At 64.1% G+C, this 21,801-nt stretch carries 24 protein-coding genes and 1 tRNA gene; 8 read left to right on the top strand and 17 right to left on the bottom strand.

Annotated features, from left to right (window positions below; genetic code table 11):
* Nucleotides 1-5: 5 nt before the first annotated feature.
* The 5 genes from N2604_RS20165 to N2604_RS20145 all read right to left on the bottom strand — a co-directional run bounded on the left by N2604_RS20165 (nt 6) and on the right by N2604_RS20145 (nt 5,557).
* On the bottom strand, nt 6-659 hold the full coding sequence (locus N2604_RS20165; RefSeq protein WP_260370013.1) for a tetratricopeptide repeat protein: 654 nt from the start codon (nt 657-659) through the stop codon (nt 6-8).
* 164 nt (nt 660-823) lie between these two features.
* Entirely contained in the window at nt 824-2,416 is a 1,593-nt protein-coding gene (locus N2604_RS20160) for a class I adenylate-forming enzyme family protein (protein WP_260370012.1), read from the bottom strand.
* 72 nt (nt 2,417-2,488) lie between these two features.
* On the bottom strand, nt 2,489-3,073 hold the full coding sequence (locus N2604_RS20155; protein ID WP_260370011.1) for an NnrU family protein: 585 nt from the start codon (nt 3,071-3,073) through the stop codon (nt 2,489-2,491).
* Between the two features lie 110 nt (nt 3,074-3,183).
* The gene (locus N2604_RS20150) at nt 3,184-3,729 is read right to left on the bottom strand and encodes a hypothetical protein (RefSeq protein ID WP_260376257.1); all 546 of its coding nucleotides are present in this window, start codon (nt 3,727-3,729) and stop codon (nt 3,184-3,186) included.
* Between the two features lie 205 nt (nt 3,730-3,934).
* Nucleotides 3,935-5,557, bottom strand: a complete 1,623-nt coding sequence (locus N2604_RS20145; RefSeq protein WP_260370010.1) for a peptide chain release factor 3 — start codon at nt 5,555-5,557, stop codon at nt 3,935-3,937.
* 175 nt (nt 5,558-5,732) lie between these two features.
* Between N2604_RS20145 and sugE the strand changes: the two genes are divergently transcribed.
* Nucleotides 5,733-6,047, top strand: coding sequence for a quaternary ammonium compound efflux SMR transporter SugE (gene sugE, locus N2604_RS20140; protein WP_260370009.1), 315 nt, complete (start codon nt 5,733-5,735; stop codon nt 6,045-6,047).
* Here the strand turns inward: sugE and N2604_RS20135 are convergent.
* From N2604_RS20135 to N2604_RS20105, 7 genes are all read right to left on the bottom strand, one after another.
* Nucleotides 6,040-7,044 (bottom strand): inorganic phosphate transporter, encoded by a 1,005-nt coding sequence (locus tag N2604_RS20135; protein WP_260370008.1) that lies wholly within the window; start codon nt 7,042-7,044, stop codon nt 6,040-6,042. The two genes, sugE and N2604_RS20135, sit on opposite strands and share 8 nt — an antisense overlap.
* 94 nt (nt 7,045-7,138) lie before the next feature.
* Nucleotides 7,139-7,783: a DUF47 domain-containing protein gene (locus N2604_RS20130; RefSeq protein ID WP_036000836.1), complete on the bottom strand. Its 645-nt coding sequence runs from the start codon at nt 7,781-7,783 to the stop codon at nt 7,139-7,141.
* Between the two features lie 157 nt (nt 7,784-7,940).
* Complete coding sequence (locus N2604_RS20125) at nt 7,941-8,909, bottom strand: branched-chain amino acid ABC transporter permease (protein WP_260370007.1); 969 nt, start codon at nt 8,907-8,909, stop codon at nt 7,941-7,943.
* Nucleotide 8,910: 1 nt separating this feature from the next.
* Nucleotides 8,911-9,774 carry a branched-chain amino acid ABC transporter permease gene (locus N2604_RS20120; RefSeq protein WP_260370006.1) on the bottom strand — a complete coding sequence of 288 codons (864 nt, stop codon included), beginning with the start codon at nt 9,772-9,774 and terminating at the stop codon, nt 8,911-8,913.
* A gap of 75 nt (nt 9,775-9,849) precedes the next feature.
* Nucleotides 9,850-11,070, bottom strand: coding sequence for an ABC transporter substrate-binding protein (locus tag N2604_RS20115; RefSeq protein ID WP_260370005.1), 1,221 nt, complete (start codon nt 11,068-11,070; stop codon nt 9,850-9,852).
* Nucleotides 11,071-11,125: 55 nt separating this feature from the next.
* Nucleotides 11,126-11,872 carry an ABC transporter ATP-binding protein gene (locus N2604_RS20110; RefSeq protein WP_260370004.1) on the bottom strand — a complete coding sequence of 249 codons (747 nt, stop codon included), beginning with the start codon at nt 11,870-11,872 and terminating at the stop codon, nt 11,126-11,128.
* On the bottom strand, nt 11,865-12,620 hold the full coding sequence (locus N2604_RS20105) for an ABC transporter ATP-binding protein (RefSeq protein WP_008551999.1): 756 nt from the start codon (nt 12,618-12,620) through the stop codon (nt 11,865-11,867). The genes N2604_RS20110 and N2604_RS20105 overlap by 8 nt, the downstream gene beginning before the upstream one ends.
* 323 nt (nt 12,621-12,943) lie before the next feature.
* On the opposite strand from N2604_RS20105, the gene N2604_RS20100 reads away from it, so the two are divergent.
* Nucleotides 12,944-13,624: a hypothetical protein gene (locus N2604_RS20100; RefSeq protein WP_260370003.1), complete on the top strand. Its 681-nt coding sequence runs from the start codon at nt 12,944-12,946 to the stop codon at nt 13,622-13,624.
* A 3-nt stretch (nt 13,625-13,627) separates the two neighbouring features.
* Here N2604_RS20100 and N2604_RS20095 read toward each other — a convergent pair whose 3' ends face one another.
* Nucleotides 13,628-13,987 carry an ArsC family reductase gene (locus tag N2604_RS20095; protein WP_260370002.1) on the bottom strand — a complete coding sequence of 120 codons (360 nt, stop codon included), beginning with the start codon at nt 13,985-13,987 and terminating at the stop codon, nt 13,628-13,630.
* Nucleotides 13,988-14,092: 105 nt separating this feature from the next.
* On the opposite strand from N2604_RS20095, the gene N2604_RS20090 reads away from it, so the two are divergent.
* Nucleotides 14,093-14,464, top strand: coding sequence for a tRNA-binding protein (locus tag N2604_RS20090; protein ID WP_172786414.1), 372 nt, complete (start codon nt 14,093-14,095; stop codon nt 14,462-14,464).
* Between the two features lie 108 nt (nt 14,465-14,572).
* On the opposite strand, the gene N2604_RS20085 is transcribed toward N2604_RS20090, so the two are convergent.
* Nucleotides 14,573-15,277: a glutathione S-transferase family protein gene (locus tag N2604_RS20085; protein WP_260370001.1), complete on the bottom strand. Its 705-nt coding sequence runs from the start codon at nt 15,275-15,277 to the stop codon at nt 14,573-14,575.
* A gap of 78 nt (nt 15,278-15,355) precedes the next feature.
* A complete protein-coding gene (locus tag N2604_RS20080) occupies nt 15,356-15,667 on the bottom strand; it encodes a hypothetical protein (protein ID WP_260370000.1) in 312 nt (103 codons plus the stop codon).
* Here N2604_RS20080 and N2604_RS20075 point away from each other — a divergent pair.
* The gene (locus N2604_RS20075) at nt 15,667-15,873 is read left to right on the top strand and encodes a hypothetical protein (protein WP_260369999.1); all 207 of its coding nucleotides are present in this window, start codon (nt 15,667-15,669) and stop codon (nt 15,871-15,873) included. The two genes, N2604_RS20080 and N2604_RS20075, sit on opposite strands and share 1 nt — an antisense overlap.
* Before the next feature lie 6 nt (nt 15,874-15,879).
* Here N2604_RS20075 and N2604_RS20070 read toward each other — a convergent pair whose 3' ends face one another.
* Nucleotides 15,880-16,551, bottom strand: coding sequence for a DUF429 domain-containing protein (locus N2604_RS20070; RefSeq protein ID WP_260369998.1), 672 nt, complete (start codon nt 16,549-16,551; stop codon nt 15,880-15,882).
* A gap of 199 nt (nt 16,552-16,750) precedes the next feature.
* Between N2604_RS20070 and N2604_RS20065 the strand changes: the two genes are divergently transcribed.
* The 4 genes from N2604_RS20065 (at nt 16,751) to N2604_RS20050 (ending at nt 20,498) form a co-directional block, all read left to right on the top strand.
* Nucleotides 16,751-17,029 carry a hypothetical protein gene (locus tag N2604_RS20065; RefSeq protein ID WP_260369997.1) on the top strand — a complete coding sequence of 93 codons (279 nt, stop codon included), beginning with the start codon at nt 16,751-16,753 and terminating at the stop codon, nt 17,027-17,029.
* A gap of 346 nt (nt 17,030-17,375) precedes the next feature.
* Nucleotides 17,376-17,451: transfer RNA gene (locus N2604_RS20060), tRNA-Ser, on the top strand.
* 271 nt (nt 17,452-17,722) lie between these two features.
* Nucleotides 17,723-19,048, top strand: coding sequence for a TROVE domain-containing protein (locus N2604_RS20055; RefSeq protein ID WP_260369996.1), 1,326 nt, complete (start codon nt 17,723-17,725; stop codon nt 19,046-19,048).
* Between the two features lie 109 nt (nt 19,049-19,157).
* A complete protein-coding gene (locus N2604_RS20050) occupies nt 19,158-20,498 on the top strand; it encodes an RtcB family protein (RefSeq protein ID WP_260369995.1) in 1,341 nt (446 codons plus the stop codon).
* Nucleotides 20,499-20,568: 70 nt separating this feature from the next.
* Here the strand turns inward: N2604_RS20050 and N2604_RS20045 are convergent, their stop codons facing one another.
* Nucleotides 20,569-21,753: a serine hydrolase gene (locus tag N2604_RS20045; RefSeq protein ID WP_260369994.1), complete on the bottom strand. Its 1,185-nt coding sequence runs from the start codon at nt 21,751-21,753 to the stop codon at nt 20,569-20,571.
* Nucleotides 21,754-21,801: the final 48 nt, after the last annotated feature.

Below are 21,801 nucleotides of genomic sequence, written 5' to 3'. Positions count from 1 at the left end.
CGTCGTCAGCTTTTGGCGACGGGTGGCAACAATGCCTGGAGCGCCTCGGCGCGCGAGCGCAGGCCGGGCGGCGTTTCGCCGTCTCCGTCAATCGCCTCGAGCCATTTGCGGGCTGCGGTCATGTCGTTGTTGCGCCAAGCCGACAGCGCCAGCATCTCGCGGGCGCTGTGGCGGAAGGTCGATTTTGGCGCGGCGGAAGCTTCCAGCCGCTGCTGTATGTCGGCGTAGCTGGCGCTGTCGAGCAGGAGGCCCGCGGCGCGGATCTTGGCCAGGTCCTGCCACTCGCCGCCGATGCTGCGGTCGGCGGCAATGTCGTCATACATCTTCGCACCCGCCTTGGGATCGCGGCTCGCGGCCTCGGCCGCAGCGCGCAGCCGCGCCAGGGTGCGATAGCCGGACGGCGCCTTGGCGGCGAGCTCGGTGAAGGCCTTCTCGGCGTCCTCGTGCTTGCCCTGCTCGGACAGCTCGACGGCCTTCTCAAAGATGGCGCCGGCCTCGGCGGCTTTCTTGGCCTCGAAATATTGATAGGCGCGCCAGCCGCCGACGGCGGCCACGATCAGCACCATCAGGGCGATGAAGTAGATCGAATACTTGTCCCACAGCTTCTTGAACTGTTCGCGACGGACTTCCTCGTCGACTTCGTCAAATAATTCAGACACTTATGCTAATCCCATACCCGTCCGGGTGCGCGCGCCAAGGCGTTCGCGTCAGGAATCCCGTCCCCGTGTGGCGGCGAGGTAGCCTAACGATATGGCGGTGGCAAGGCAAAGCGAGCCCGATCAAGGCGTTAACCACCGGGGCAGCCCGGATGCCCCTGCCCGGCTCAAGCCCCCAGCAGCTCCCGCAGCTGCCGCTTCAGCACCTTGCCATTGGCATTGCGCGGCAGCGGGTCCGATGTGATCGCCATGGTTTCGGGAACCTTGTAGTCGGACAGGCGCTCGGCGCACCAGGCGCGCAGGTCCGTTTCCGTCACCGGCTGTCGCGTCACCACCACGGCGTGGACGCGCTCGCCCAGCACCGGGCAGGCCCTGGCAATGATCGCGCTCTCGACCACCGCGGGATGGCCGGCCAGCACGGATTCGACCTCGGCCGAATAGATCTTCAGGCCGCCGCGATTAATCATGTCCTTCTGCCGGTCGAACACGCGAACGAACCCTTGCGCATCGACCGAGCCGAGATCGCCCGAATGCCAGAATCCGCCCGTGAAGCTTTCAGCGGTGGCCTTCGGATTATTCCAGTAGCCCTTGATGACGGAGGCACTCTGGATCCAGAGCTCGCCGATCTCGCCGGGAGGCAGCTCGCGCCCGTCCGGTCCCATCGCGACCATGCGTGCGCCGGGACACGGCAGGCCGACGCTGTCGATGTGGCTCTCGGTCAGCTCGCCCGGCATGATCGTCGAGGGCGACGTCGTCTCGGTCGCGCCGTAGCAGTTCATCAGCTTCAGGCCGGGAATCTTCGCCTTGAGCTTCTCGATGGTGGCAACCGGCATCGGCGCGCCGCCGAAGCCGCCGATGCGCCAGCTCGACAGATCGTAGCCGTCGAAATCGGGCTGGAGCAGGCAGAGATTGTACATCGCCGGCACCATCACCGTGTAGGTGACGCGCTCGCGCGCGGCGAGCTTGAGGTAATCGGCGGCCTTGAACTCGGGCATGATGATCAGCGCGCCGCCGCAGCGGATCATGGTGGTGATGTTGGCGACGACCCCCGTGACGTGGCCGAGCGGCACCGCTGCGATCGAGCGATCGGCCCCCGTCAATTGCAGGCAGGACACGAACACCATGGAGGAATGGACGATGTTGCAATGGGCCAGCATCGCGCCCTTCGGCTTGCCCGTGGTGCCGGAGGTGTAGAGAATCATCGCGGTGTCCTCCTCGCCCACCTCGATCGGTGCCACGGCCGGCGGGTTGTCGGCGAGCACTGCGAAACGCGACAGAGCCGGATCATCGGCGACGGCGATGCGATGGATCACATCGGGCACATCATGCGCGTCGGGCAGCCGCTCGGCGAGCGCGGCCTCGTGGATCAGGATCTTGGCACCGCAATCGGCGAGCACATAGGCGATCTCCGGCTTCTGCTGGCGCGTGCTGAGCAGCACCGTGACGAGCCCCTCATGCGCGGCGGCGAACAGCAGCAGCGGAAATTCGATGCGGTTGCCGAGCAGGATGGCGACACGATCGCCGCGCTGCAATCCGTGTTTACGCAATCCCGCAGCGATCCGCGCGGCTTGTTCTGACGCCTGCCGCCAGCTCAGGCGGACATTGCCGCAGATCAGAGCTTCGGCATCGGCGTTGCGGTCGCGGGCGTCCGCGATCATCGCCCAGAGGCTGGCAGGCCGCTGCGAAAATGCCGGCACCACGCGATCGCCGAAGCGCGCCTCGAGCCGCATCGGCGGGATTTGAGATTGCGACCAATCCATCGAAGAACCTCGGCTTGTTGCTCTTGTCAGCTTCAGCCCATGGACAGCCGGGTTGCGTCTTGTGCTGACCGGCTAAACCCCGATCACGGGAACGCCGATCACGACCGGATGGAACGCAAACGCCAGGGCCAGATAAGCGACCGCGCCGACCGCGACCGCGATCAGATCGTTGCTGACGCCGCCGACCGGAATCGGCGGGCCGCCGGCGTCGGTGCGAGCTTTAAACGAGATGCGGTCATAGACCGCCCAGCCCAGGAAAGAGCCGAACAGGATGATGGAGCCGAGATCGCCGTTGGCCAAAAGATGCGCCGCGGCCCACAGCTTGATACCGGCCAGCATCGGATGCTTCAGCGTCGCATAGATGCGGCCGCGCAAATACGAGGCGACCACGAGGATCACCGCCGGCAGCATCAGCGCAACTGCGATGTGCTTCATCGCCTTCGGCGGATACCAGACGTCGATCCAGCCGGAGCTGCGATAGTGGGCAAAGCCCCAGATGATCAGCGCCAGCCCCGCGAGTGAGACCACAGTGTAGAGAATCTTGTAGGTCCCCTCGCCCAGCCTCGCGATCGCCTGCGCACGGGCCTTTCGTTTCGTCGTAAAAATGTGGGTGGCGAAGAACAGCACCAGCCCCAGGATCATGACCAGCAGACCCACGACATCCTCCCGGCAAAGCAGCCCCCGCCACTGAGGTATCATCGATCGGCGGCCGGTCGCAACTCCTCCTCCGCGTGGTGCGGGGCGCGCCTCCGGATGCGAGGATAGAGCTATTTCCCCAGCTCGCGATTGTCGACATAGCGGATCGCGATCGGCCTGCCCGCCAGCGCGCCGCCAAAGCCGCTGGTGAATTTCAGCGGCAGGCAGGCTCTCAGCGATGAATTGATCGCGTTGAGGTAGGTGGTTCGGGTCTCTGCCGGGACCCCCGCGGTCGCAAATGTCATACGCGGCGGGCCGATCAGGCTGCCCGATCGGTTGAGGCTGAACCGCACCGACATCTGCATGCCCGCCCGCGCTTGGTCGGCGGACGGAGGTGACCAGCACGAACGCAACTCGGCGAAGAGATCGCCGATCGTATCGAGATCGTGATCGGGCTTCTGGTACTTCGCGCTGTCGGCCGGCGATGGAACGCTCTCGACCGTGAGCTGGAGCGTCTCGCCGAATGGAAAGGGAATCTCGGTGATGCAGGGTCCCTGAAAGGGCCCGCCGCATGGCTCGTACGAGAATGGAATCTCCTCGAGAGGTCGGCGCCACGCATCGGCCGACGCCGGGAGGACTGCCACAGCGAGGAGTGCAAGGATGAGAGAGCGCCACATGCTTTGCGTTCGCAGGACCAGGTACGTCGAACGTGGTACTGACGCCGACAACGTCAAGGCTATCGCCGTTCACGTGCGCGCGTTCAAGGCACACTGTCGTCGTCCAGCTTGACGACCCCGTGCGCCGAGACGGATGTGCGCATTTGACCTGTTGCGCGGCCTGCGCGGGAGTGTGTGGCCGCCCAGCGGAGGGCGCGCCGCCGCCCTATCCTTTCTTCTTGACGTCCTTGACGTTGCTGAACTCGATGCCCTCCGCGCGCTCCCTGGTGTAGCCGAGATAGAACTCGTTGCGGGCGAGATACACGGGATCGCCGTCGACGTCGTCGGCGATGCTCGAGGTGTTGGCGGCGATGAAGGTGTCGAGCTTCTTGCGGTCCTCGGAGGAGACCCAGCGCGCCAGCTGGAACTCGCTGACCTCGAACTCGACGGGCAGCGAATATTCCGCCTCGAGCCGCGCCTTGAGCACGTCGAGCTGCAGCGCGCCGACCACGCCGACCAGCGCCGGGGCGCCATCGCGGGGGCGGAACACCTGGACCACGCCCTCTTCCGACATCTGCTGCAGCGCTTCCTTCAGCTTCTTCGCCTTCATCGCGTCGGTGAGACGGACGCGGCGGACGATTTCGGGCGCAAAGCTCGGCACGCCGACGAAGTTGAATTCCTCACCTTCCGTCAGCGTGTCGCCGATGCGCAGCGTGCCGTGGTTGGGAATGCCGACGACGTCGCCGGCAAAGGCTTCGTCCGCGACCGAGCGGTCCTGCGCGAAGAAGAATTGCGGGCTCGACAGCGGCATGCTCTTGCCGGTGCGCACCAGCTTCGCCTTCATGCCGCGGCTGAGCTTGCCCGAGCAGAGGCGCGCAAACGCAATGCGGTCGCGGTGGTTGGGATCCATGTTGGCCTGGATCTTGAACACGAAGGCGCTCATGCGCGGATCGGTGGCCTCGACCTTGCGCTGGTCGCTGTCCTGCGCGCGCGGCTCGGGCGCGAACTTGCCGAGGCCTTCCAGGAGATCGCCGACGCCGAAATTGCGCAGCGCGCTGCCGAAATAGACCGGCGTCAGATGGCCCTCGCGGAACGCTTCGAGCTCGAACGGCTTCGACGCCGCGGTGACGAGCTCGAGTTCGTCCTTCACGGTGGAGACGTCGAGATTTGCGTTGAGCTTGGCCAGCTCCTCGATCGCGATCTGCTGCGCCGCGCCGGTCTTGGCGCCGCCGCCTTCGAGCAGACGCACGCCGCCATTGACGACGTCATAGGTGCCGAGGAAGTCGCGGCCGCGGCCGACCGGCCAGGTCATCGGCGTGGTGTCGAGCGCCAGCGTCTTCTCGATCTCGTCGAGCAGCTCGAACACGTCGCGGCTCTCGCGGTCCATCTTGTTGATGAAGGTGATGATCGGGATGTCGCGCAGGCGGCACACCTCGAACAGTTTTCGGGTGCGCGCCTCGATGCCCTTGGCGGCGTCGATCACCATCACCGCGGAATCGACCGCGGTCAGCGTGCGATAGGTGTCTTCCGAAAAGTCCTCGTGGCCCGGCGTGTCAAGGAGGTTGAAGACGAGGCCTTCGAACTCGAAGGTCATCACCGAGGTCACGACCGAGATGCCGCGCTCGCGCTCGATCTTCATCCAGTCAGAACGGGTGTTGCGCCGCTCGCCCTTGGCCTTGACCTGGCCGGCTAGGTTGATGGCGCCGCCGAACAGCAGCAGCTTTTCGGTCAGCGTGGTCTTGCCGGCGTCGGGATGGGAGATGATCGCAAAAGTCCGCCGCCGCGCCACCTCAGCGGCAAGCGGGGAACGGGCCGGCGATTCGGCTGTGGTGGTGGCGATGTCGGACATGGCGGGAGCGTGTGGCAGGGAAAACGGGCCTGATCAAGCCTCATTTGGTGATTGCGGGGACTTCCGGCCAGCCCCATATCGGCGCTTGGATAGATCAGTCTTGGGGGAGGACGGCCTCCCCTGCCCATCAGCACCTCAGCCGCGGGGACGACCCTGCCTTGAACGGAGGGTCGCCATGGCCTGGAGCATCCTGTTCGTCGCCGGTCTTCTCGAGATCACCTGGGCGATCGGCCTGAAATATACCGAGGGTTTTAGCAAGCTTGTTCCGTCCACGGTCACGCTTGCGGCCATGGCCGGCAGCGTCATCCTGCTCGGGCTTGCGCTCAAATCCCTGCCCGTCGGAACCGCCTATGCGGTCTGGACCGGCATCGGCGCGGTCGGCACGGCGACGCTCGGCATTGTTCTGTTCGGCGAGCCGGCCACGGCCTTCCGCCTCGCCAGCATCGGCCTGATCGTCGCCGGCATCATCGGACTGAAGCTCGTTACCTGACGAGCTGGACCACCCACCAGGTCAGCGCGGCCACGATGGCCGAGGCCGGGATCGTGATCACCCAGGCATAGACGATCGAGCTGGCGACGTTCCAGCGCACCGCCGAGACGCGGCGGGCGGCGCCGACGCCGACGATGGCGCCGGTGATGGTGTGGGTGGTCGAGACGGGAACCCCGAGATAGGTCGCCATGAACAGGGTCGCCGCGCCCCCGGTCTCGGCGCAAAAGCCCTGCATCGGGGTCAATTTCGTGATGCGCAGGCCCATGGTGCGGACGATGCGCCAGCCGCCCATCAGCGTGCCCAGCGCCATCGCCGCCTGGCACGACAGCACCACCCAGAACGGCACCGAGAAGTCGCTGCCGAGATGGCCCTGCGAATAGAGCAGCACCGCGATGATGCCCATGGTCTTCTGCGCATCGTTGCCGCCATGGCCGAGCGAATAGAGCGAGGCGGAGGCGAATTGCAGGATGCGGAAGGCACGGTCGACCGCGAACGGCGTCGAGCGCACCGAGGCCCAGGACACGATCGCAACCAGCAACATGGCGAGCAGAAAGCCGACCAGCGGCGACAGCACGATCGCCAGCACTGTCTTGGACAGGCCGCTCCACACCGCGGCCGAAATGCCGGCCTTGGCCATGCCGCCGCCGACGAGGCCGCCGATCAGCGCGTGCGAGGACGAGGACGGGATGCCGAGCGCCCAGGTCACGAGGTTCCAGACGATGGCGCCGACGAGTGCCGCGAAGATCACCTGAGTGTCGACGACCGCGGGATCGATGATGCCGGTGCCGATGGTCTGGGCGACGTGCAGCCCGAACACCAGGAAGGCGATGAAATTGAAGAACGCGGCCCAGAACACCGCGAATTGCGGCCGCAGCACGCGGGTCGAGACGATGGTCGCGATCGAATTGGCGGCATCGTGCAGGCCGTTCAGGAAATCGAACAGCAGCGCGACGGCGATCAAGCCGACCAGGACGGGAAGACCCAACGCGGCATCCACGGCGAGGCCCCTACGCTTTGCGCACGATCTCCGCGCAAACGCGTTCCGCGTTTGTCGCGAAGGAAAACCGCTGCACACTTTTCCGGATCATGCGCTATACTTGCTCGATGACGATGCTGTTGATTTCGTTCGCAACGTCATCGAAACGGTCGGCCACCTTCTCGAGATGGTCGTAGATCTCGACCCCGACGATGAAGTCCATCGCATTGCCGTCGCGATGCTTGAGGAACAGCTCCTTCAGGCCGATATCGTGGAGATCGTCGACCCGGCCCTCGAGCTTGCCGAGCTCTTCGGTGATCGCGGTCAGCATGGCGACGTTCTTGCCGATCTCCTGCATCAGCGGCAGCGCACGGCCGACCAGATTGGCGCATTCGATCAAGAGCCCACCGATCTCGCGCATCGGCGGCTCGAAACTGCGCACCTCGAACAGCATCACGGCCTTGGCCGTCTGCTGCATCTGGTCGATGGCATCGTCCAGCGAGGTGATCAGGTTCTTGATGTCGCCGCGATCGAACGGGGTGATGAAGGTGCGGCGCACCGCCGTCAGCACCTCGCGGGTGATGTTGTCGGCGTCGTTCTCGAACTGATTGACGCGCTGGCAATAGACCGGCGTCTCCTCGCCCCCGTTGAGCATGCCCTGGAGCGCGACGGCGCCCTGGATCACAGTCTGGGCATGCCGATCGAACAGGTCGAAGAACCGCTCTTCCCTGGGCAGGAACGCACGAAACCATCGCATCATGAGGATAGGCTACCGGTTGGAAAATGGTCAGGCCCGAAAGGGCTGTCACAAAACTGTCATAGACCATTTTTGATCCGCGCGCGTGTCGTCTCACGCCCGCGGAGCCGGATCATCCACCGCTTTCATGAACCAATAAATTTGATGTAATATCAGTCACTTAGAGCGACCGCCGGAAGTAATGCGCGATTTCGCCGATGACGCCGCGGCGGAAGGTGAGCACGCAGATCACGAAGATCGCGCCCTGGATCACCGTCACCCACTGGCCGAAGCCCGCCAGATATTGCTGCATGGCGATGATCACGAAAGCGCCGACCACGGGACCGAAAATGGTGCCGAGCCCTCCGACCAGCGTCATCAGCACGACTTCGCCCGACATCGTCCAGTGCACGTCGGTGAGCGAGGCGTTCTGCGCCACGAACACCTTCAGCGCGCCGGCAAAGCCGGCGAGCGTCCCTGACAGGACGAAGGCCAGGAACTTGTACTGGTCGGTGCGGTAGCCGAGCGAGATCGCGCGCGGCTCGTTCTCGCGGATCGCCTTCAGGACTTCGCCGAACGGCGAGTTGATGATGCGGAAGATCAGGAGGAAGCCGGCGAGGAATCCGACCAGCACGACATAATACAGCACGGTCGGCCTGGACAGATCGAGCAGGCCGAACATGCGTCCCTGCGGGATGCCCTGGATGCCGTCCTCACCATGGGTGAACGGGGCCTGGAGATAGATGAAGTACAACAGCTGCGACAGCGCCAGCGTGATCATCGAGAAATAGATGCCCTGGCGTCGGATCGAGATGTAGCCGGTCACGATCGACAGCACGAACGCCGCGGCAATGCCGACGAGAATGCCGAGCTCCGGCGGCAGCGCCCACACCTTCAGCGCATGCGCGCTGCAATAGCCGGCTGTTCCCAAGAACATCGCGTGGCCGAACGACAAGAGGCCGCCATAGCCGACCAGCAGATTGAACGCGCAGGCGAGCAGCGCAAAGCACAGCGCCTGCATCACGAAGAACGGGTAGACGCCTGTGAACGGCACCGCTGCCAGCAGCAGCGCCATCGCCACGAACACGATCATCTCGTCGCGCATCGCGCGCGGGGTTGTCGGCAGCGTGTCGTCCGTCAGGGTTGTCATCTCAGGCCGCCCTTCCCGTCAATCCCGTCGGCTTCACCAGGAGCACCAGCACCATCAGCACGAACACGACGGTGTTGGACGCCTCGGGGTAGAAATACTTGGTCAGGCCCTCGATCACACCGAGTGCGAATCCGGTGATGATGGAGCCCATGATCGAACCCATGCCGCCGATCACGACCACGGCGAACACGACGATGATGAGGTCGGCGCCCATCAGCGGCCGCACCTGGTTGATCGGTGCCGAGAGCACGCCGGCGAGCGCGGCAAGGCCGACGCCGAGACCGTAAGTGAGCGTGATCATGCGCGGCACGTTGATGCCGAAGGCGCGCACCAGCGTCGGATTTTCGGTGGCGGCGCGCAGGTAAGCGCCGAGCTGCGTCTTCTCGATCAGGAACCAGGTCGCGAGGCACACCGCCAGCGAGAACACGACGACCCATCCGCGGTAGATCGGTAAGAACATGAAGCCGAGATTCATGCCGCCCCTGAGCTGGTCGGGAATGGCGTAAGGCAGGCCCGAAGAGCCGAAATAGTTCTGGAACACGCCCTGCACGATCAGGGCGATGCCGAAGGTCAGGAGCAGGCCGTAGAGATGATCGAGCCCGGTCAGCCATTGCAGCATGGTCCGCTCCAGGATCATGCCGAAGACGCCGACGATGATCGGCGCCAGCAACAGCGCCCACCAATAGTTGATGCCGCCGAGGTTCAACAGGAAATAGGCGACGAAGGCGCCCATCATGTAGAGCGCGCCGTGGGCGAAATTGATGATGTTGAGCATGCCGAAGATGACGGCAAGGCCGAGACTGAGCAGCGCGTAGAACGAGCCGTTGATCAGTCCCACCAATAGCTGAGCGTAGAGAGCCTGCATCGATCCCGCACCCGGTCCCTTCTATTCCTCAACAACAGGCCGGCGCCGCTGCGCGCCGGCCTGCATCGTTCACCGTTACTTCTTCACCAGCGGACAGGCGCTTTCCGACAGCGGCCGGAAGGCCTGGTCGCCGGGGGTCGTGCCGATCAGCTTGTAATAGTCCCAGGGCGCCTTGGATTCCTCGGGCTTCTTGACCTCGAACAGATAGGCGGGATGAAGCTTGCGACCGTCCACGCGGATCGTTCCCTTGCCGAACAGGGGATCGTCCGTCGGCATCTCCTTCATCTTCGCGACCACCTTGGCCCCGTCATGCGGGTTGCCGCCCATCGCCTCCAGCGCTTTGAAATAGTGCAGCAGGCCCGAGTAGACGCCGGCCTGCACCATCGAGGGCATCGCCTTGTTCTTCATGCGCTCGGAAAAGCGTTTGGAGAACGCGCGCGTGCCGTCATTCAGGTCCCAGTAGAAGGTCTCGGTGAAGTTAAGGCCCTGCGCCACCTTCAGACCGAGCGAGTGCACGTCGGTGATGAAGAGCAGCAGGCCCGCAAGCCTTTGGCCGCCCGAGACGATGCCGAACTCCGCCGCCTGCTTGATGGTGTTGGTGGTGTCGCCGCCGGCATTCGCCATGCCGATGATCTTGGCTTTGGAGGCCTGCGCCTGAAGCAGGAACGACGAGAAGTCGGCAGTATTCAGGGGATGCTTGACGTTGCCGATCACCTTGCCGCCCGACTTCACCACGACCGCGGCGGTGTCGCGCTCGAGGGCATGTCCAAAGGCGTAGTCCGCGGTGAGAAAATACCATGTGTCGCCGCCCGCCTTCACCAGCGCCTGTCCGGTACTGTTGGCCAGCATATAGGTATCATAGACCCAGTGGATCGTGTTCGGCGAGCATTGCGCGTTGGTGAGATCCGACGTCGCCGCACCTGTGTCGATCAGAATCGAGTTCTTCTCTTTGACGATGTTGTTCACCGCCAGCGCAACCCCGGAGTTCAGGACATCCATGAAGATGTCTACCTTCTCGACGTCGATCCATTGCCGCGCAATCGTGGAGCCGATGTCGGGCTTGTTCTGATGGTCGGCGGAGATCAGGTCGAGCTTCCAGCCCTTGGCAGCGAGCCCGGAATCCTCGATCGCCATCTGGGCTGCGACGGTCGAGCCAGCACCACCGAGGTCGGCATAGAGTCCCGAATTGTCGGTCAGCACGCCGATCTTGATGTTCTTGTCCTGCGCGACTGCGCCGCCTGCCGCGCCGAGCGCCAGGGCCGTCCCGAGCAACATTGCCGAAATGCTGTGCTTCATAATCCGCCTCCCAATATTCCTTTGATAGTTACTCTCGATCGTCCGGCCTGCTCGGCTACACACCGAGATAGGTGTGGAGCTTGTCCATGTTGGCGGCAAGCTCGGAATTGGAAAATCCGTCGATGATCTTGCCGTGCTCGACCACGTAATAGCGGTCGGCGACGGTGGAGGCGAAGCGGAAATTCTGCTCGACCAGGAGGATGGTGAAGCCCTCCTTCTTGAGCCGCGCAATGGTGTGGCCGATCTGCTGAATAATGACGGGGGCAAGCCCCTCGGTCGGCTCGTCCAGCATCAGGAAGCTCGCGCCGGTGCGCAGGATGCGCGCGATCGCGAGCATCTGCTGCTCGCCGCCCGACAGCTTGGTGCCCTGGCTGCTCAGCCGCTCCTTCAGGTTCGGGAACAGCTCGAAGATCTGATCGAGCGGCAATCCGCCTTCGCGGACCACCGGCGGCAGCATCAGATTCTCGCGGACGTCGAGGCTGGAGAATATGCCCCGCTCTTCCGGGCAGAAGGCGATGCCCATGCGCGCGATCCTGTCGGAGGTCGCGCGGATGATCTCCTGGTTGTTGAACTTCACCGAGCCGGTGCGCTTGCCGATGATGCCCATGATCGACTTCAGCGTGGTCGTCTTGCCGGCGCCGTTACGCCCGAGCAGGGTGACGACCTCGCCCGCGTTCACGTCGAAGTTGATCCCGTGCAGGATGTGGGACTCGCCGTACCAGGCTTCGAGGTTGCGGACTTGCAGGATGTTCCCGCCGGTCGCAGCCTTGGCCGGAGCCTCGGCGATCGCAGTGTCAGGCATGACCGGCTCCCAGGTAAGCTTCCTTGACGCGCTCGTCCTTGGTGAGCTCTGAGTAATGGCCCTGCGCGAGCACCTGCCCGCGCGTCAGCACGGTGATGATGTCGGAGAGGTTGGCCACGACGCTCAAGTTATGCTCGACCATCAGGATGGTGTATTTCGCGGAGATGCGCTTGATCAGCGCCGCGATCTTGTCGATGTCCTCGTGGCCCATGCCGGCCATCGGCTCGTCGAGCAGCATCATCTCCGGGTCGAGCGCCAGCGTGGTTGCGATTTCGAGCGCGCGCTTGCGCCCATAGGGCATCTCGACCGCGGGCGTATTGGCAAACTCGCTGAGGCCGACGTCGTTCAAAAGCTCGCGCGCGCGATCATTAAAGCGGTTGAGCACGGATTTGGAGCGCCAGAAGTCGAACGAGGAGCCATGCTGGCGCTGCAGCGCGACACGGACGTTTTCCAGCGCGGTGAGATGGGGAAACACCGCCGAAATCTGGAACGAGCGGACCAGACCCATGCGGGCCACGTCCGCCGGCGCCATCGCGGTGATGTCCTGCCCCTTGTACAGGATTTTCCCGGCCGACGGCTTGAGAAACTTGGTCAAGAGATTGAAGCAGGTCGTCTTGCCGGCCCCGTTCGGGCCGATCAACGCATGAATGCTCCCACGGCGAACCTTGAGCGCAACGTCGCGGACGGCGAAGAAGCCCGCGAACTCCTTGGTCAAGCCTTCCGTTTCGAGAATGAACTCATCGGCCAAACAGTTTTCCCCCTGCCCGCGCGGCGCGTGGCTGTCTTTGTTGCTTCGGCTGTCCGGAGGACTTGCAGCCCACCCGGGGCGCCGCCTCCGGGCGCGGAATATGCCGGAGGTGACGGGGGTTAGGCAAGGCGGAAAGCTGAGCAGGTCAGGCCTTCGGCTGGGATCCAAATGCTCCCTTAGTCGCAGAGGTCGATGTCGTGCCTGCCCGGCCTTCCCGGTTCGCAAGGCACCGGCCATCAAGCCGTCGTTAACGGTCTTTCGTCTCCCGCGCCAGCCTTCATCGAAAATTTTCCCGCAAGCCCCATTTTCCCGCAAGCCCCGTCATGCGCGGGTTTTCACGTGCGGAGAATATTGCTTTGGATTTTGCAAGCGCGACTCCCTCCGTCGTCAAGTCGATCCGGCAGCGCGATCTCCTGAACACGTGGCTGCGACTTTATGCGCGTCAGCAGATCGCTCCGGCGATCTGGGAGTATCAGCCCGCGCGCCTCGAGGAGGAGCTGTCGGATCTGATCTACTATACGGTGGAGCTTTCGACGCCGACGCCGCGTCTCGTCATCCAGAGCGAAGGCACGCGCATCTCGCGCGCCTATGGGCATACCGGCAAAGGCGTTTCGCTCGATGATTACGTCGGACCGCGGCTCGCGCCTCACGTGGTGCCGATCTATCACGAATGCGTCGCGCGCGGCCTTCCGGTCTACAACGTTGCCGACGTCGACGACATGTATGGCCGCATCGTCGCGTATGAGCGGCTGCTGCTGCCGTTCCTGACCGACGGCAGGGTCAGCCACGTCATCGCGTCAGTGAAGACATTCTGCGAGGACGGCGGCTTCGAGATCAAGAATCTGATGCGCGGAAATGACGCGCTGCCGCGCCCAAAGCTGCGGGCCGTGATCGATCGCGAGCTGTTTCATCGCGCCCCCGGCCGCATCGCACCCGCCGAGACGGTCGAGTGCTCCGACGGGCGGGGCCCCGCTGTCACCACCGAGATCATCGAGCTGAACTAGCCGTCAGCGCGCCTTGCCGCCGACCTCCTTGGCATAGATATCCGGCTTGAAGCCGACCAGCAGCTTGCTGCCGATTTCGAGCACTGGCCGCTTGATCATCGATGGTTGCGCTAGCATCAATGCCAGCGCCTTCTTCTCGGTGAGGCCTTCCTTGTCGGCGTCGGGGAGCTTCTTGAAGGTCGTCCCGGCGCGATTGAGCAGGGTCTCCCAACCGACCTTGTCGCTCCACTGCTTGAGCCTGTCCTTCTCCACACCCGCCGCCTTGTAGTCGTGAAACGCGTAAGCCACGCCATGGGCATCAAGCCAGGCGCGGGCCTTCTTCATGGTGTCGCAGTTCTTGATGCCGTAGATGATGGTGGGCAAGCCAGTCCTCGCGCATGGCGTATCGGTGATATGCGTGGCGTTGTACGAAACTCCGCGTCGCGCGACAATATTGCGACAGCGCCAAATCTCCGAACGGACATCACCATGCACGTCACACACGATCCCGCAGCGGCCGCCGCACCGACCATCGACTTCGACACTTTCCTCGCGGTCGACGTCCGTGTCGGCACCATCGTCGACGCAAAGCCGTTTCCGGAAGCACGCAAGCCGGCCTGGCGGCTGTGGATCGATTTCGGCCCCGCCATCGGCGTGCGCAAGAGCTCGGCCCAGATCACTGAAAACCACCCGCTCGAAACCCTCGTGGGGCAACAGGTCGCGGCCGTCGTCAATTTCCCGCCGCGCCAGATCGGCCCGGTCGTCTCCGAGGTGCTGACGCTCGGCTTCCCCGATGCCAACGGCAAGGTCGTGCTGGTGCAGCCGAGCAAGCCCGTGCCGAACGGCGGGCGGCTGTTCTAGAGCATGATCCGGAAAGGTGTGTAGCGGTTTTCCGAAAAGATCATGCTCAAACAATAACCTAAAGCGCGATGACGATTCATCCTAATCGCATCGCGCTTTAGGGATGACTTACGGCCGCTTCGGAATATTCAATCCGCGCTGCACCGCCGGGCGCGCAAGCCCGCGCTCGAGCCAGGCGCCGACTGCCTTGAATTGGGTGAACTCGACGAGCTCGCCAGCGCCATAAAAACCGATGAGATTGCGCACCCAGCCGAGCATGGAGATGTCGGCGATGGTGTAGTCCTCGTCCATGAACCATTGCCGGCCGGCGAGATGCGCATCCATCACGCCGAGCAGGCGCTTGGCTTCGGCGACGTAGCGGTCACGGGGCCGCTTGTCCTCGTAATCCTTGCCGGCAAATTTGTGGAAGAAGCCGACCTGGCCGAACATCGGCCCGACGCCGCCCATCTGGAAGTGCAGCCACTGAAGCGTCTGATAACGCCGCGCGGCATCCTGCGGCAGCAGCTTGCCGGTCTTCTCCGCGAGATATTGCAGGATCGCTCCGGACTCGAACAGCGGCAGCGGCCTGCCGCCAGGGCCGTTCGGATCGAGGATCGCCGGGATCTTGCCGTTCGGATTGAGCGAGAGGAATTCTGCCGTCTTCTGATCGTCCTTGCCGAAATCGACGAGGTGGACTTCGTAAGGAAGCCCGATCTCCTCCAGCACGATCGAGACCTTGACGCCGTTCGGCGTCGGCAACGAATAGAGCTGGAGTAGTTCGGGATGCTTGGCTGGCCAACGCTTGGTGATGGGGAAGACGGACAGATCGGACATCGGGACCTTGGGTGCATCGACTGAGGCGTGCTCAATCTAGGCAAGATACCGCACCGCGCAAGTGACTTCCGGCTGTGCCTAGGGCGGCAGCGTCGCCATCGCTACGATCGGGGGCATTGCGTCACGCTGCAGCCGAGATTCGATGAACCGTTGACCCGTAATCAACAGCAGGGCCGTAAAGGCAATCGCGAGAATCGCGGTCGCCAATTGGCACACGTCGTACATGGTATTATGTCCCTCGACAGCCTCTGGCGTAAAACGTCGGCTCAGGCGCCACGTTCCAGGCGGCACCAAAATATTGCTATTTTTTCCCGATCCGGCTGCGAAGCGATCGTGCTGTTCCGGCGGCTTGCGCAGGGACCAATGGCCCCCTCGCGCGTTGTCGCTCAATGAACATCGAGAAACGCGCGCTGCTTGACCACGCCGAACGCTGTCGCTGCGTCGCGAACGATCTCGCCCACAGCAAAGCCGCGCAACGGCTGCGGGCGATGGCCGACGAGTACGAAGCGCGAGCAACGAGACTGGACGAGGAGAGCGGCAGCTCGTATCCAGACCCCAACAGCCGCGGTGACCTCGAAGGCGAAGTCGAGGCCTGATCGCCGTCAGAAGTTTATCTCCATCCGCAATCCGCGCGGATCGGTCCTGCCGTCACCAACGGATTGCGCGCTGTCGCGCGCTGCGACGGCGCAGGCACAGGCGTCGATGAGATCGTGGCGACCGATCCCGGTGCCGTGGCGAAGCGCGAGCAATCTCTCGACCTCAGTAAAGCCGCGATCTCTCAAGAGCGCGATACGCTGCTCGCGCCCCCGCGGCGAGGTCTTCGGTTCGAGCCGCACTCGCCCTGCCAAATTCCAGAAGATCAATTCCGGATGCGCTTCGCCGATCGTCGCCTGCCGCGCCGGCGTCATGGCCTCGTCGACCTCCCTCATCTTGTCCCTGATATTCCAGAGCTGCGCCGACACGCCCCTGCCCCTGCCTTCATGCTCCCAGTAATGGCGATTGGCCGCCGCCATGTCCGGAAATGTCCAGAGGTCGCGGCGCGCGCCGAGAAACACGGCAGGGCCGATCAGCTCACGTGCGCGCAAATCGCAGGCGCGGTAGCCGCTCACGTTCAGTCCGATCGGCATGTCGATCATCGCGCGGGCGTGCGGCATCGCGAGCAGACGCGTCAAGCCGGACGAATAATCGAAACCGTGATCGCCGCGATCGTCGATCCACGCTGCCACCCAGCCGAAACGAAATCCGTCGAGCCCCAAATAGTTTTGGCAAATCATGTGTCCGTCAATTTCAGTTTCCGCGCGCGTATCGCTTGACATCCGCAAGTTGCGGGCGTATGTCCCGCGCCCTCGCAAGCACTTCCGTTTGCGACAGACACCATGAACCGAGCGATGTCGTACCGCTACGAAAGAATTGTCCGCATGCCGAATAGCCCCAAGCTATTCGATTGCGCATGCCCGGCTCATGGGAGCGATCTTGCCTGACCGCAAGATCGACAGTCCGCTTCTCACGGACCCTCCCGAGCCTGCCGCTCCGGAGGGTTTTTTGTTGCCCGCCGCGCGGATCAACCGAACACCCCGGCACTGGCCGGAACGGGAGACCCGGATCCCCGGGCTCGCGCTGAGAAGGCGCGTGCCCAAGCGCGCGGGGCCTGCCGGAGGGAACGAGGCGATGAGCCGGATACCGATGGCAGAGCGAACCCCGATGGTTCGCAACATGCGGCGCGTCGACAGCGCCGCGATCGAATTATTGTAACTCGGTTTGCCGCGGATGGTCGCGGCTCAACCGACGCTGGTGGTGAGGATATCGAATACTTCGCACGATGGAAGAGCGGGCTCGAATTCCGCCTCTGACTTGCGCGCTCTGCGCTGCTGTCACAGGTGGAAGGACACTTGGTTGCCATCCCAAAAAGGCGGTATCGCCTGTTCCCCAGCGTACCCATCAAGGGCCGATGCGAGAGCACCGGCCTGGCGGTGGTGAAGGTGTCTGTTACTTCATGGTGACGGCGCAACTGCGCCGAGCGGGTTCGACTCCCGCGCGCCGAAAGGCGGATCGCCCGCAAGGGCAGCAACAGCATCGATCGTTCCCCGCCAACCCCATCACGTCCGTGGTGAAGATTTCTGTTACTTCGCCTGCAACGCGAGAGGTCGCGGGTTCGAATCCCGCCCGGTGTCCCATGCACCGGTAGCTCAGAGGATAGAGCGCTTTCCGGCGAGCTTCGGCTCGTCGGGTCACAGCAATCGCCTGTTCCCGGATCGTGTCCCCTTAGCCACCGCCGGTGGTGAAGAGCGCTGTTACTTCGTGATCACACTGTCGAAGGTTCGACTCCTTCCGGACGGAAGTCCGTAGCTCAGCGGTAGAGCATGTGGAGCCCCTCGTGGGCAGGACAGCCTCGCTTGTTCCCCGGCACCCCTTTCATGTCCCCGATCAACCCAGGAGGAGGCCGTCATGGTCAGGCTCAACAAGATCGTTCGCGCCTTCACGCGGGAGGGCGCGCGTGCAAGGCGCTTCACGCCCGAGATGGAGCTGAAGCGGGCACTGATGAACTGCCTTCTGTGGGAGGACCAGTTCTACGAGGACGGCGTTGCGATCGCAGACCGCATCAAGGCCCTCGTGCCCATGGTCGCGCCGGAGCGCGTCGCGCAGCTTGCGATCGAGGCGCGCGAGGTGATGAAGCTGCGGCACGCACCGCTCCTCGTCATCCGCGAGATGGCACGGAACGAGAAGCACCGCGCCCTCGTCGCCGATACGCTCGCTGAGGTGATCCAGCGTCCCGACGAGATGACGGAGCTGCTCGCGATCTACTGGGCGGATGCGCTGGGGCCGATGCAGCAGCGCAAGCGTCAGCCGGTCTCGGCGCAGGTCAAGAAGGGTCTTGCCCGGGCACTGACCAGGTTCGACGCCTATCAGCTCGCCAAGTGGGACCGCGACGGCGCGGTGCGCATCAGGGACGTGTTGTTCCTGGTGCACGCCAAGCCGAAAGATGCCGATCAGGCCAAGGTGTGGAAGCAGCTCGTCGACGGCGAGCTCGCCTCCCCCGACACCTGGGAGGTTTCGCTCTCGGCCGGCAAGAACAAGCGCGAGACCTTCGAGCGGCTGATCGCCGAGCGGAAGCTCGGCGGCCTCGCGCTGCTGCGCAATCTGCGCCTGATGCAGACTGCGCAGGTCCCGCGCGAGACCATCGCAGGCGCGATCGAGGCGATGCGGACGGATCGTATCCTTCCCTATCGCTTCATCACGGCGGCGCGTTATGCGCCGGACTTCGAGCCCGAGCTCGAGGCTGCGATGCTCAAGTCGATCAAGGACCATGTGCGGCTTCCGGGCCGAACCCGGCTCCTGATCGACGTGTCGGGCTCGATGTTCGCGACCCTCTCCGCGCAGTCGGAAATGACGCGTGCGGAGGCGGCGTGTGGCCTTGCCATCCTCGCGCGCGAGATCTGCGACGAGGTCGAGATCTTCACCTTCTCCAATGAGGTCGTGAAGGTCCCGCCCCGCCGCGGCTTCGCGCTTCGAGACGGGATCATCAACTCGCAGCCGCATGGCGGAACGTATCTCGGCAAGGCTGTGACGGAGATCGACCGCAAGGGCGATCGCCTGATCGTCTTCACCGACGAGCAGAGCCACGACCAGGTGCCCGAGCCCAAGGCGCGCGGCACCATGGTCAACGTGGCCTCGTATCAGCACGGTGTCGGTCACGGCGCCTGGACCCGCGTCAACGGCTTCTCCGAGGCCGTCGTCGCGTGGATCGCGGCGTCGGAGACGGCGTTGAACTGATGCGCCACGACAATGGCCCCGGACGCGAGCCGCGCCCGGGGCCAGCAAAATCTCTGAAATGATCCGCCCGCCCCGTTATGGTGCGCGCGGAATGACAAGGACCTAGACCATGCGACGACCCGATCCCTACATGGAGCGCGCCCGCGAGCTCTGCCTCGCCGCCGGTATCGATCCCGACTCGCGCGTCGGCGAAGGACGCGGCCAGCCGGCCTGGTGCCTGTACAAGGACGCCGCGCGCAAGGAGCATCTTGCCCGTGAGGCCAATGCGACCGCGAGCTCGATTGCCGAGTTTCGGACGCAGGATGCCCGATTCCAGAACGCGCCGCTGAAGGTCTTCGGCCCGCACGAGGACGCGACCATCGCGCAGATGCGCAATTGCATGGCGATCGGCAATGTCGTCACCGGCGTGATCTGCGCCGACGGCCATCTCGGCTACGCCCAGCCGGTCGGCGGGGTCATCGCCTATGAGAAGCAGATCAGCATCTCCGGCGTCGGCTTCGACATCGGCTGCGGCAACATGGCGGCCCGGCTCGACACCCGCTTCGACGACATTGCGGAGATCGCTCCCACGATCATCCGCGACGTCGCCAAGGTGATCTCGTTCGGCGTCGGCCGTGCCAATGCGGAACGGGCCGAGCACGACCTGTTCGACGACGGCGACGCCTGGCGCGAAAGCGACATGGAGGACTACCGTCAGAAGGCGGTGAAGCAGCTCGGCACGGTCGGATCGGGCAACCACTATGTCGATCTCATGCGCGACGAGGAAGGCTTCGTCTGGATCGGCGTCCACTTCGGCAGCCGCGGCCTCGGACACACCTCCGCGACGCGCTACCTCAAGGCTGCCGGCGGCAAGGACGGCATGAACGTCCCGCCCGCCGTGGTCGACGAGGACAGCGAGCTCGGCCGCCGCTACATCGCGGCGATGCAGCTCGCCGGACGTTACGCCTATGCGGGCCGCGAGTGGGTGGTCGAGCGCGTCCGCCAGATCATCGGCGGCAGCGTCATCGAGAGCGTGCACAACCACCACAATTATGCCTGGCGTGAGACTCACGACGGCAAGGATTTGTGGGTGGTGCGAAAGGGCGCGACGCCGGCGTTTCCCGGCCAGAAGGGGTTCGTCGGCGGCTCCATGGGCGACGACGCCGTCATTCTCGAAGGCGTCGACAGCCCCGAAGCCAAGGCCTCGCTCTACTCGACCGTGCACGGCGCCGGCCGCCTGTTCGGACGACGGGAGGCGAAGCGGCGCTTCTCGCGCGACGAGATGGACCGCTGGCTGAACGAGCGCGGCGTCACCTTGATCGGCGCCGACCTCGACGAGAGCCCGATGGCCTATCGCCGCCTGCCCGACGTGCTGGCGCAGCACGCCGGCACCGTGCGCGTGCTGCACACGCTGCGGCCGTTCGCCGTCGCTATGGCCGGCGAAGGCGAGTTCGATCCGTGGAAGGATTGAAGCGAATGACGAGCGGGAGGCGGTGCGTCCCGCTCGTTTCATCGTTTGAGGAACGAGACCGCCGGCTTTGTCAGCCTCCGACCGCCTGATAGGCCAAGCGCTTGAACTCGAAGAAGAACGGATTCCAGAACCCCATATGGCGCTGCGCCATCAGGACGCCGGCAGTATTGGCCTCGGGACAGATCCACCAATGAGTTCCGGCAAGGCCGCCCCATTGGAATTCGCCGGTCGAGTTCGGCGGATCGAACGGCGTCGGCGCAAAGGTGACGGCGCCGCCGAGGCCAAAGCCCTTGCCGGGAATCGGCCCGAGATTGGCGAAGCGGATGGTCTGGCCTGCGGGCAGCTGGTTCGTCATCATCTGCCGCAGCGTCTCCGGCTTCAGCAGCGCGTCTGAGCCCGGCAGCAGCGCGCGGACCAGCGCGAGCATGTCCGGCAGGGTCGAGACCAGACCACCGCCGCCCGAGAGCCGCGGGAATGGCCGCCGATAGGCCTGCGGAAACGGCAGATTGTCCGCGCGCGTGAGGCCGGGCTTCATGGGATCGAGCACGTCGGCGCCATAGTAGAGCGCGACCAGCCTGCCCTGCTGCGCCTCCGACACGTAGAAGCCAGTATCGGTCATGCCCAGGGGATCGAAGATGCGCGCCTTGAGGAAGGCATCGAGGGATTTGCCCGAGACGACCTCCACGACGCGTCCGAGCACGTCGGTCGCCACCGAATATTCCCAGGCCGTGCCGGGATGATAGGACAGCGGCAGGTCGGCGAGCTTGTCGATCATGTCGGAGAGCGGCGTCAGCGGATTGAGCACCCGCGCCTCGTTGTAGCCTTTGAACAGCACCGTGCCGGGATCGAAAATACCGTAGCTGAGACCGGAGGTGTGGGTCAGGAGCTGGCGGATCGTGATCGGGCTCTTCGCCAGCTCGACATCGGCGAGGCTCGAAGCGCCCTGCTTCAGGACCTTGCGATTGCCGAGCTGCGGCAGGAATTTTTCGATTGCGTCATCGAGCCTGATGCCGCCTTGCTCGACCAGCAGCATGATCGCGCAGGTGACGAAGATCTTGGTGTTGGAGAACGCGCGGAAGATGTGGTCGGGCCGCAGCGCAGTGTTGGCCTCGCGGTCGGCAAAGCCGACGCATTGCTGATCGACCACCTCGCGGCCGCGCAGCACGGCCCAGGATACGCCGGGAATGATCTCCTGATCGACGTAGCGTTGCATCGCCGTCCGTACGGCGGAAAAATCGCTGACCCTGGCGTCCATGTGTCTCCCCCCAATTGTGGTTGGAATCGATATAGCGCGATTTGATGG

Origin of the sequence: Bradyrhizobium sp. CB1015 (genome assembly GCF_025200925.1) — a bacterium.
Classification (GTDB): Bacteria; Pseudomonadota; Alphaproteobacteria; order Rhizobiales; family Xanthobacteraceae; genus Bradyrhizobium.
Note: the sequence above shows the minus strand (reverse complement) of the source record. Positions and strands in the feature narration are given on the sequence as shown.

Bases quoted from the DNA above. Each gene is read 5' to 3' on its own strand.
- N2604_RS20075 (WP_260369999.1), top strand. From the start codon at position 15,667: ATGAACATCGAGAAACGCGCGCTGCTTGACCACGCCGAACGCTGTCGC.
- N2604_RS20145 (WP_260370010.1), bottom strand. From the start codon at position 5,557: ATGTCCGACATCGCCACCACCACAGCCGAATCGCCGGCCCGTTCCCCG.
- N2604_RS20150 (WP_260376257.1), bottom strand. From the start codon at position 3,729: ATGTGGCGCTCTCTCATCCTTGCACTCCTCGCTGTGGCAGTCCTCCCG.
- sugE (WP_260370009.1), top strand. From the start codon at position 5,733: ATGGCCTGGAGCATCCTGTTCGTCGCCGGTCTTCTCGAGATCACCTGG.
- N2604_RS20130 (WP_036000836.1), bottom strand. From the start codon at position 7,783: ATGATGCGATGGTTTCGTGCGTTCCTGCCCAGGGAAGAGCGGTTCTTC.
- N2604_RS20160 (WP_260370012.1), bottom strand. From the start codon at position 2,416: ATGGATTGGTCGCAATCTCAAATCCCGCCGATGCGGCTCGAGGCGCGC.
- N2604_RS20120 (WP_260370006.1), bottom strand. From the start codon at position 9,774: ATGCAGGCTCTCTACGCTCAGCTATTGGTGGGACTGATCAACGGCTCG.
- N2604_RS20100 (WP_260370003.1), top strand. From the start codon at position 12,944: ATGCGCGGGTTTTCACGTGCGGAGAATATTGCTTTGGATTTTGCAAGC.
- N2604_RS20070 (WP_260369998.1), bottom strand. From the start codon at position 16,551: ATGATTTGCCAAAACTATTTGGGGCTCGACGGATTTCGTTTCGGCTGG.
- N2604_RS20050 (WP_260369995.1), top strand. From the start codon at position 19,158: ATGCGACGACCCGATCCCTACATGGAGCGCGCCCGCGAGCTCTGCCTC.
- N2604_RS20090 (WP_172786414.1), top strand. From the start codon at position 14,093: ATGCACGTCACACACGATCCCGCAGCGGCCGCCGCACCGACCATCGAC.
- N2604_RS20055 (WP_260369996.1), top strand. From the start codon at position 17,723: ATGGTCAGGCTCAACAAGATCGTTCGCGCCTTCACGCGGGAGGGCGCG.
- N2604_RS20110 (WP_260370004.1), bottom strand. From the start codon at position 11,872: ATGCCTGACACTGCGATCGCCGAGGCTCCGGCCAAGGCTGCGACCGGC.
- N2604_RS20125 (WP_260370007.1), bottom strand. From the start codon at position 8,909: ATGACAACCCTGACGGACGACACGCTGCCGACAACCCCGCGCGCGATG.
- N2604_RS20045 (WP_260369994.1), bottom strand. From the start codon at position 21,753: ATGGACGCCAGGGTCAGCGATTTTTCCGCCGTACGGACGGCGATGCAA.
- N2604_RS20085 (WP_260370001.1), bottom strand. From the start codon at position 15,277: ATGTCCGATCTGTCCGTCTTCCCCATCACCAAGCGTTGGCCAGCCAAG.
- N2604_RS20115 (WP_260370005.1), bottom strand. From the start codon at position 11,070: ATGAAGCACAGCATTTCGGCAATGTTGCTCGGGACGGCCCTGGCGCTC.